The organism is Vibrio sp. 2132-1, from assembly GCF_033344315.1.
Map to the genome: position 1 here is coordinate 1 of NZ_JAWPON010000620.1, position 577 is coordinate 577.

Annotated in this window: 1 protein-coding gene; it reads right to left on the reverse strand. The window is 44.5% G+C overall.

Going from position 1 to position 577, the window contains the following annotated elements; genetic code table 11:
• Positions 1–522 (reverse strand): sugar phosphate nucleotidyltransferase (locus tag R8N47_RS27020; protein ID WP_318186344.1); only part of this gene is annotated, 522 nt, incomplete at its 3' end.
• Between the last annotated feature and the right edge of the window lie 55 nt (positions 523–577).

Below are 577 nucleotides of genomic sequence, written 5' to 3' on the forward strand. Positions count from 1 at the left end.
GCCAGCAATCACACCGTATTTATGCGTTTCTGATTCCGGCACTTCTTGTACCGCAACGATTGAACAGCGGAACTGTTTGTACAGATCAACCATTTGCGCTAGAACGCCTTGGTCCTCATTCACACAAAGGTCATCCGCGAGCACAACAGCAAACGGTTCATCACCGACCAGTTCACGTCCCGTAAGAATAGCGTGACCTAAGCCTTTCATTTCACGCTGACGGATGTAAGTGTAACTCGCAGAATCAATCAAAGAACGAATATCATCAAGCAGCGCTTCTTTACTTGTACCGCTAATTTGATGCTCTAACTCATAATTTTTATCAAAGTGATCCATTAACGAGTGCTTACCACGACCGGTGACGATGCACATACCGTCCATACCGGCTTCAATCGCTTCTTCAACACCATATTCAATCAATGGCTTGTTCACCACTGGCATCATTTCTTTCGGCATCGACTTAGTTGCAGGAAGGAAACGTGTGCCGTAGCCCGCTGCAGGGAATAAACATTTTTTAATCATAACCATTACCAACTAAAAAAAGGCTCCTCTGAGGGAGCCTGTTATATTATTTTGA